This window comes from Halopseudomonas xiamenensis, assembly GCF_014219065.1.
Lineage (GTDB): Bacteria > Pseudomonadota > Gammaproteobacteria > Pseudomonadales > Pseudomonadaceae > Halopseudomonas > Halopseudomonas xiamenensis.
Genome location: NZ_JACLGO010000004.1, coordinates 178,863 through 186,675, shown reverse-complemented (window position 1 = coordinate 186,675; position 7,813 = coordinate 178,863). Strand labels below are relative to the sequence as shown.

Annotated in this window: 8 protein-coding genes; 2 read left to right on the top strand and 6 right to left on the bottom strand. The window is 63.0% G+C overall.

All coding sequences use genetic code 11. The features are described 5' to 3' along the window. The first annotated feature begins 156 nt into the window (after positions 1–156). Positions 157–873, top strand: a complete 717-nt coding sequence (locus H6X51_RS04430; RefSeq protein ID WP_185266299.1) for an SIMPL domain-containing protein — start codon at positions 157–159, stop codon at positions 871–873. Positions 874–1,143: 270 nt separating this feature from the next. Here H6X51_RS04430 and H6X51_RS04425 read toward each other — a convergent pair whose 3' ends face one another. Further along, a complete protein-coding gene (locus H6X51_RS04425) occupies positions 1,144–1,932 on the bottom strand; it encodes an alpha/beta fold hydrolase (protein ID WP_185266298.1) in 789 nt (262 codons plus the stop codon). Between the two features lie 125 nt (positions 1,933–2,057). On the opposite strand from H6X51_RS04425, the gene H6X51_RS04420 reads away from it, so the two are divergent. Next, positions 2,058–2,930, top strand: coding sequence for an alpha/beta fold hydrolase (locus H6X51_RS04420; protein ID WP_185266297.1), 873 nt, complete (start codon positions 2,058–2,060; stop codon positions 2,928–2,930). A 157-nt stretch (positions 2,931–3,087) separates the two neighbouring features. Here H6X51_RS04420 and H6X51_RS04415 read toward each other — a convergent pair whose 3' ends face one another. Genes H6X51_RS04415 through ectA form a run of 5 tightly spaced genes read right to left on the bottom strand, consistent with a single transcriptional unit; the run spans position 3,088 to position 7,727 of the window. After that, positions 3,088–4,518 (bottom strand): aspartate kinase, encoded by a 1,431-nt coding sequence (locus H6X51_RS04415; RefSeq protein WP_185266296.1) that lies wholly within the window; start codon positions 4,516–4,518, stop codon positions 3,088–3,090. A gap of 37 nt (positions 4,519–4,555) precedes the next feature. Next, positions 4,556–5,473 (bottom strand): ectoine hydroxylase, encoded by a 918-nt coding sequence (gene thpD, locus H6X51_RS04410; RefSeq protein ID WP_185266295.1) that lies wholly within the window; start codon positions 5,471–5,473, stop codon positions 4,556–4,558. Between the two features lie 8 nt (positions 5,474–5,481). Next, positions 5,482–5,883: an ectoine synthase gene (locus H6X51_RS04405; protein ID WP_185266294.1), complete on the bottom strand. Its 402-nt coding sequence runs from the start codon at positions 5,881–5,883 to the stop codon at positions 5,482–5,484. A gap of 15 nt (positions 5,884–5,898) precedes the next feature. Continuing rightward, positions 5,899–7,185: a diaminobutyrate--2-oxoglutarate transaminase gene (gene ectB / locus H6X51_RS04400; protein WP_185266293.1), complete on the bottom strand. Its 1,287-nt coding sequence runs from the start codon at positions 7,183–7,185 to the stop codon at positions 5,899–5,901. Then, a complete protein-coding gene (gene ectA, locus H6X51_RS04395; protein WP_185266292.1) occupies positions 7,182–7,727 on the bottom strand; it encodes a diaminobutyrate acetyltransferase in 546 nt (181 codons plus the stop codon). Before ectA ends, ectB begins: the two co-directional genes overlap by 4 nt. Positions 7,728–7,813: the final 86 nt, after the last annotated feature.

The window sequence follows — 7,813 nt, the reverse complement described above, 5'->3', positions numbered from 1 at the left end:
TACGCACGCATCGGCTTTATGTTTTTCAACCATCGGAGCTTGCAACCGGGGAGGAGTCCCTATACGCAATGACGGTGGAGTGAGGCAGGTGACGGGGAAGTGAAGCTGGTCCCAAAAGTGTGATGAATGATCGAACGGCAATATGGGGGTGGTTGGATGACTGACAATTCGCGGGTTTCGTTGTTTGCCGTGGTGGCGGCAGCCCTGCTGGCGCTGGCGCTGGCTTTCATGGCGGTGAGCATCAAGACCGGCTTGCTGCAGTTCCGTGATGCCGACAAGGTGGTCAGCGTCAAGGGCCTGGCCGAGCGCACGGTGGAGGCGGATCTGGCGCTGTGGCCGATCAACTTCACGGTGATGGGCGACGGCCTGGATGTGTTGCAGGGTGATATCGAGACCCAGCAGGACCTGATCCGCTCGTTCCTGCTGCTCAAGGGGTTCGCTGAAGAGGATCTGCAGCTGTCGATGCCGAAGATCACCGACCAGCACGCCAACCTGTATGGTTCGAACATGCCGCCGCAGCGCTACCGCGCCGAAGTCACCGTGCTGGTGCGCACCAGCGACATCGAGCGGGTCAAGAGCGGCATGCAGAGCGTCGGTGACCTGGTCAAGTCCGGTGTGGCGCTGACCCAGAGCTACGAGCATCAGCCGCAGTTCATCTTCACCCAGCTCAATGCGATCAAACCGGAAATGATCGCCCTGGCCACCCAGGAAGCTCGCGCCGCAGCGGACCAGTTCGCCCGCGATGCCGGCGCTGAGGTAGGCAGCATCCGCCGTGCCTCGCAGGGCTATTTCAGTATCGAGGATGTTGATCCCTACACTCCCGAGACCAAGAAGGTGCGGGTGGTGACCAGCGTCGACTATATCCTGCGTTAGCCCCGTTATCCTGCGCGCCGTCAGCCTTCGTTTTTCCCCGTCCCCTTTCCCCGTCATCCTTCGCGAAGGCGAAGGATCCAGGGTGCCGGCTAACCCCGAGTGATCTGTGGATCCTTCGCCTTCGCGAAGGATGACGGGAAGAAGCGAAGGATGACGAGGAGAGGCGAAGGATGACGGGGAGAGGCGAGGGATGACGAGGAAAGGGGACGGCGTTGAGTGAACAGCATTACCGCCTGCACCGAGGATAATGCTGTGGAGAGCGGCACAGTGTTATTCGAACAGTTCCTGGGCTGAAGCGACAAACCGGCTGATCCGCCCGGGCCAGGCGGCCAGGTCCTGCATGTTATCGGCGATGACCAGCTGCGCCTGCGGTAGATGCCCGGCCAGCAGCTTGGCGCTGCGCATCGGGTGCAGCGGGTCGTCGTGCCAGGCCAGGATCAATGTCGGTATCTTCAGCTCACGCAATCGTTCCAGCGGCGGCAGGTCGGAGTCGGCGGCGCCGAGCAGTACCGCCTGCAGCACCTCGGCATCGAAGGCCGCCATGGCTGCACGGGTCAGTTCTGCCTGTTGTGGCTGGGCCTGGCGCAACCAGGGCGGCAGGGTGGAGTCACCCGCCGCCAGGCGTGCCAGTGACGCCAGCCCGCGTCGGGCGATCAGTGTTGCCATCTGCCGCGAGCGCCGGGCCTGACCGGCGCGCTGCTGCCAGGCGCAGGGTGGCAGCGCCAGTACCAGATGGCTGACCTCGTCGGGTGCGGCTACCGCGGCATGCAATGCGCTGGCGCAGCCCATCGACTGGCCGCCCAGGGCAAAGCGTGGCTGGCCGCTGTGCCGCCGGGCAACCTCCAGCATGTCCTGCGCCAGCCGCGGCCAGCGATAGCGCGCTGTTTCGCGGCTGCCGGGGGAGTGACCGTGGCCGCAGGCGTCGTAACGGATACGTCGGATCAGGTCCGCTCCCGGGCGGTGGAACCAGCCGCCCGCATCCTCCTGGGCGATGCTGCTCATCTGCCCATGGCCCCAGACCAGCGGCCAGCCCTGGCCTTGTATGATGGTATGCAGCATCGAGACTCCTGGTGAAGATTGGGTTGGCCAGCATAATCCATGGCATCAATAAGCGCAGCGTGAACCTGACAGAGCGGGTGCTGCGTAATAGACTGGGGCACCTCGTTTCAGGAAGTATTCCGTACATGACGCTGTTGCCCTGGTCCCACCCATCCTCCGCCGGCTTCACCCTGCGTGGCTGGCACATGCCACCCAGCGGCAAGCCGTTGCTGCATTTCATTCACGGTAATGGCTTCTGTTGCCGCACCTACGAGCCGGTGCTGGCACAACTGGCCGAGCATTTCGATCTGTGGCTGTGCGATATGCAGGGCCATGGCGAGAGTGACCATGGCGGTGCCTTCGTTGGCTGGAACCGCAATGCTGAACTGGCGGTGGAGGCCTTTGTCGCCGGTCGCGGGATATTCGGCGAGGTGCCACTGTATGCCGCCGGCCACAGCTTTGGTGGCGTGCTGACCAGCCTGATCCTGGCGGCGCACCCGCAGCTTTTCCAGCGTGCGGTGCTGCTCGACCCGGTGCTGTTCCCGCGTCGTCAGATCCTGCTGCGGCATATGTTCGGCTGGCTGCTGCGCAATCCGATGGCCGAGGGCGCGCGCAACCGGCGGCAGCAGTGGCCGGATCGCCAGGCGGTGTTCGAGCGGTTCCAGGGGCGCGGTATCTTTCGTGGCTGGGAGGAGGCGGGATTGCGGGCGCATATTCAGTATGCGCTGCGTGACGAGCCGGGGCAGGGTGTGGTGCTGCGCTGTGAGCCTGCGCGTGAGGCCGAGGTGTTCGAGTCCTGGCCGCGCGGATTATGGCGTTCGCTGGGGCGGATACGCACACCGGTGCGGCTGATCCACGGTGACCATAGCTACCCCTTCGTCCGCCAGTCCGCCGCCCGCCTGGCGGCAGCGAATGCTCATGTCAGCGTCGAGCAGTTGCCGGGCGGGCATTGCTTCATGCAGGAGCATTCGCAACTGGCGGCGCAGCGGGTGAGGGCGTTTCTGCTCGCCGTGGGGTAATCCAGGGTGGTTTCTCCCTGAAAACATGTGGCGCTGTTCTCTGCCCGTCATCCTTCGCGAAGGCGAAGGATCCACAGGGCACTCCGGGCCAACCTGCACCCTGGATCCTTCGCCTTCGCGAAGGATGACGGGGGTTAAATGAAGACGGAACGGGCGCTCAGGCCGCCACTATCACATCCCCATGGTTCTCCGGTTCGATCAGCGCCCGGTGCAGGGCGACCACGGCGGCGTCGTAGTCCTCCTCGTTGATGATGCACTGCATCTCCACCTGGCGGATCGACTGGTGGATGGCCTGGATGCTGATGTCGGCCTCGGCCAGCGCCGCTACGGTCTTGGCCAGGATGCCCTTGACCTTGAGGTCGGAGCCGATGGCCGAGACGATGGCGATGTTATGGATATGCACCTCGGCCATCGGATAGCGCTCCTGGATCAGGCGGATGGCGCGGTTCATCATCTTGCGTGAGCCGGAGGTGTAGTAGGTGATGCTGTTGGCATCGGAATCCTTGTTCACCACGTACAGCTTCAGCTGCTTGAGCAGGCGGGTGATCTCGATGTCATAGCCGACGTCGCCGAGCATCTCCTGGTCGAACACCTCCAGCCCGAACACGTCCTTGCGCCCGGCGATGATCTCCACGCAGGGTTTCTCGCTGCAGTAGTTCTGGCTGATGGTGGTGCCGCCGTGGTCCGGCTCGAAGGCATTCTTGATGCGCAGCTGGATGCCGGCTCGGCGCAGGGTGCGGGCGGCCTTGGGGTGGATCGCCTCCATGCCGAGGTTCGACAACTGGTCGGCGACGTCATAGTTGGTGCGGCCGATGGTCACCACCTTGTCCACGCCGACCTGGTTCGGGTCGGCGCTGGACAGGTGGTATTCCTTGTGGATGATGGCCTCGGCGGCGCCTGTGCCGGCGGCGATCTGGGCGAAGGTGATCTCGCTGTAGCCGCGGTCGAAGGTGTTCATCAGCCCTTCGCTGCAGTGGGTGTAGCCGGTGGCGACCACCAGCTCGCGGGTGAAATCGATGCCGGCGAAGCTGTCGGCGATCATGTCCTGGAAGGTCTTCGGTTCCTGCTGGTCCCAACCGGTCAGATCGACCAGGCGGGCCTGGACGCCGCTTTTCTTCAGTGCCAGCACGGTGTTGAAGGCGCTGTGCGCCTCGCCCAGCGAGGCGAGCATCTCGCGCACCTTCATCAGGTGGCCACCGAGCTGGAAATGACCATAGGAGCACAGCTGCTGCAGGTTGAGCATGCAGTCGCGGGCATCATTGATGCGCCCACCGATAAAGCGGTCGGCGGCCTGGCGCTCGTAATCGCCGGCAAACAGCTCGGCATTCTTCGCCAGCATGCTGGTGCGTACCTGTTCCAGCGCCTCCAGCCAGGCGTCCTCGTTGTGTGCGTCGGCGAAGCGTTCGTAGACGCCGGGCTCGCCGCTCTTCTTGTGTTCCAGCAGCAGGTTGGTCATGCCGCCGTAAGCCGAGACCACGAAGATGCGGTTGTATAGGTCGCTGTTGCGGCGCTGGCCAATGAATATGCTGCTGAGGACTTCATCGAAGCGGCTCATCGAGGTGCCGCCGATCTTTTCTACTGTATGCATGATTTCCTATCTTTTTTCTGATGGATGTCAGCTCCGCTCACAGATATCGCTGCGGGCCGATCTGCAGTGGTTCGATCGGCCCACGCTCGGCAACGAACTCCGGGCGTGGCGGCATGCCGTCGAAGGGTGTGATGGGTTGGTTGTCCACGTGGTTGTAGACGAAGAACAGGTTGCTGCGCGGGCTGGGGGTGATATTGCTGTTGGAGCCGTGCAGGGTGTTGCAGTCGAACAGCACCACGCTGCCGGCCATGCCGGTGGCCTGGGCGATACCGTAGCGCTCGACCAGTTCGGCGAGGCTGTCATCGTCCGGGATACCGAACTCCTGCCTGCGCAGGGACTTCTCGTAGTGATTCTCCGGGGTCTGGCCGACGCAGCCGATGTAGTGCCGATGCGAGCCGGGGATCAGCATCAGCGGCCCGTTCCAGGGCTGGTTGTCGGTCAGCAGTATCGAACAGCTGATGGTGCGCATGCGCGGCAGACCGTCCTCGGTATGCCAGGTCTCGAAATCGGAGTGCCAGTAGAACTCCTTGCCCTTGAAGCCCGGCTTGAGATTCAGCCTGGACTGGTGGACGTAGAGGTCGCCATCAAGCAGGTAGCGGATCAGCCCGGCGGTGCGCTGGTCCCGCGCCACCCGGGCGAACAGCGGGTTGCTGCGGTGGATGGCGAACACCGAGCGCAGCGCGCCGCTGTCCGGTTCACGGATGGCGGTGGGGGCCTGCAGCACCGCAGGGTCATGCCGCATGCGCTCGAGTTCATCCTTGAACAGTGCCACCTCTGCGGCACTGAACACCTTGTCCAGCACCAGGAAACCGTCGCGCTCGAAGCGCGACAGTTGTTCTTCGCTCAGTGGTGCGTTGCGCACGTCCCTGCGGTAGGTGATCGGTTCCAACCGTTGCTGCCAGCTGGGGTGGTTGTGCTGGCGTGACGGGTAAAGGTCAGCTTGCACGATGGTCATTGCTTCTCCTATGCCGGTTCGGCGCTCAGATCGGCGGGGTAGACACCGTTTTCATCATGCACTTCGCGGCCTGACAGCGGCGGGTTGAATACGCAGGCCATTTTCATGTCCTCGGTGCCGCCGCGCAGCAGGTGCTCGTCGTGCTGGTCGAGGATGTACAGGGTGCCCGGCTCGATCTTGTAGATCTTGCCGTCGGCGATGGTCTCGATCTCGCCATTGCCGCTCATGCAGTACACCGACTCCAGGTGGTTCTGGTAGTGGATGTGGGTCTCGCTGCCGGCGTAAATGGTGGTGATGTTGAAGGAAAAGCCCATCTTGTCTTCCTTCAGGATCATCCGGGTGCTGTCCCAGGTCTCGGTAACCACCTTGCGCTCGGATGCTTCACAGTCTTTCAGTTGACGTACGATCATGTTCTTTACGTTTCCTCAGGATGCCTTGTTGGTGACGTCCGCGGCCATGACCTTGGCGAAGGCCGCGTCGAGAATGTCCATTGCCCGGGTGATCTGCTGTTCGCTGATGACCAGCGGGCACAGGCACTTGACCACTTGGCTGTGGTTGCCGCTGGTCTCGATGACCAGGCCATTGGCGAAGGCCTCGGCGCAGATGGCGGCGGCGGTGTCGCCGTCCGGGCAACTGATGCCGATCATCATGCCGCGGCCCTTGACGAACAGGGAGTCGGGGCCATGGCGGCGGACGATCTTCTGCATGCGCTCGCGGATCAGCGTGCCCTTGGCCTTGACGCTGGCGGCGAACTCATCGCTGGTCCAGAAGTGCTCCAGCGCGGCGGCGGCGGTGACGAAGGCGTGGTTGTTGCCACGGAAGGTGCCGTTGTGCTCGCCCGGCTCCCACTGGTCCAGTTCGCGGCGCATGACCACGATGGCGAACGGCAGGCCGAAGCCGCTCAGCGACTTGGACAGGGTGATGATGTCCGGCTTGATGCCCATTTCCTCGAAGCTGAAGAAACTGCCGGTGCGACCGCAGCCGGCCTGGATGTCATCGACGATCAGCAGCATGTCGTGCTTGCGGCAGAGTTTCTCCAGCTTGCGCATCCAGTCGGCCGAGGCGGCGTTCAGGCCACCTTCGCCCTGGACCACTTCGACGATCACCGCGGCCGGTTTGTCCACGCCGCTGCTCGGGTCGCTGAGCAGCTTGTCCATCATCGAGATGGTGTTGACCTTGTCGCCGAAGTAGTTGGCATAGGGCATGCGGCTGACGTCGGTCAGCGGTACGCCGGCGGCGCCGCGATGGTGCTGGTTGCCGGTGGCGGCCAGGGCACCGACGGTGCAGCCGTGGAAGCCGTTGGTGAAGCTGATGACGTTGCTGCGGCCGGTGACCTTGCGTGCCAGCTTCAGTGCCGCTTCGACCGAGTTGGCTCCGGTCGGGCCGCTGAACTGCACGACGTAGTCGCCGAGGCCGCGCGGGTCGAGGATGACCCGGTGGAAGGTTTCCAGAAAGCGTTCCTTGGCATCCGAATACATGTCCAGGCCATGGGTCAGGCCATCATTTTCCAGATAGTCGATCAACGCCTTCTTCAGCACCGGATGGTTGTGGCCATAGTTCAGCGTGCCGGCACCGGCGAGGAAGTCGATGTAGGACTTGCCGTCACGGGTGATCAGCTCGGCACCGCGGGCCTGGTTGAAGATGACGGGGAAGGAACGGCAGTAGCTGCGAATACCGGACTCGTGTTGTTCGAACTGGGCGAAGGTGTTCATGCAGTCTCCTGATTCTCGGAATGAGCAAAATGAGCAAGTTGTGCAGAGGGTGCGAAAGGACCGGCGCGATACAGCACTTCATCATCATGCTGGCCCTGGAAATGGGTGGCGCGGTTGAACAGCACCTGGGTGCGCGCCTCGACGCCGAGCCGGCGGAAGGCTTTGGCGAACAGCGCCTCGGAGGCGCCGTTGCCGGGGGAGATGGTGGTCTCCAGCCAGCGCACGCCGTCGACGGCGGTGCGCTGAACCAGGCCCAGCAACATGCTCAGCCCCAGGCCCTGGCCACGCATGCGGCTGTCCACCGCCACCTGCCAGACGAACAGGGTGTCGGGACGCGCCGGGGGGCGATAGCCGGAAATGAAGCCGACCAGCTCACCCTCGCTGTTCTCGGCGGCGATGGAGGTGGCGGCGAAATCGGTGCACTGCAGCAGGTTGCAATAGACGGAATTGGTATCCAGGGGAGGGCAGCGCTCGACCAACTGGTTGAGGGCGTATCCATCGGTCGCTCGCGGTTGGCGTAGCGAAAAGGTTTTGGAAGACATGTGCTCTGATATTTACTTGTAAATTCATTTTTATAATAAACACATCCAAAAAATGAGAACAACCCGCAATTTACATGGCTTGTGAG

Coding starts and splice junctions, on each gene's coding strand:
- H6X51_RS04415 (WP_185266296.1), bottom strand. CDS start 4,518: ATGCATACAGTAGAAAAGATCGGCGGCACCTCGATGAGCCGCTTCGAT.
- ectA (WP_185266292.1), bottom strand. CDS start 7,727: ATGTCTTCCAAAACCTTTTCGCTACGCCAACCGCGAGCGACCGATGGA.
- ectB (WP_185266293.1), bottom strand. CDS start 7,185: ATGAACACCTTCGCCCAGTTCGAACAACACGAGTCCGGTATTCGCAGC.
- thpD (WP_185266295.1), bottom strand. CDS start 5,473: ATGACCATCGTGCAAGCTGACCTTTACCCGTCACGCCAGCACAACCAC.
- H6X51_RS04405 (WP_185266294.1), bottom strand. CDS start 5,883: ATGATCGTACGTCAACTGAAAGACTGTGAAGCATCCGAGCGCAAGGTG.
- H6X51_RS04430 (WP_185266299.1), top strand. CDS start 157: ATGACTGACAATTCGCGGGTTTCGTTGTTTGCCGTGGTGGCGGCAGCC.
- H6X51_RS04420 (WP_185266297.1), top strand. CDS start 2,058: ATGACGCTGTTGCCCTGGTCCCACCCATCCTCCGCCGGCTTCACCCTG.
- H6X51_RS04425 (WP_185266298.1), bottom strand. CDS start 1,932: ATGCTGCATACCATCATACAAGGCCAGGGCTGGCCGCTGGTCTGGGGC.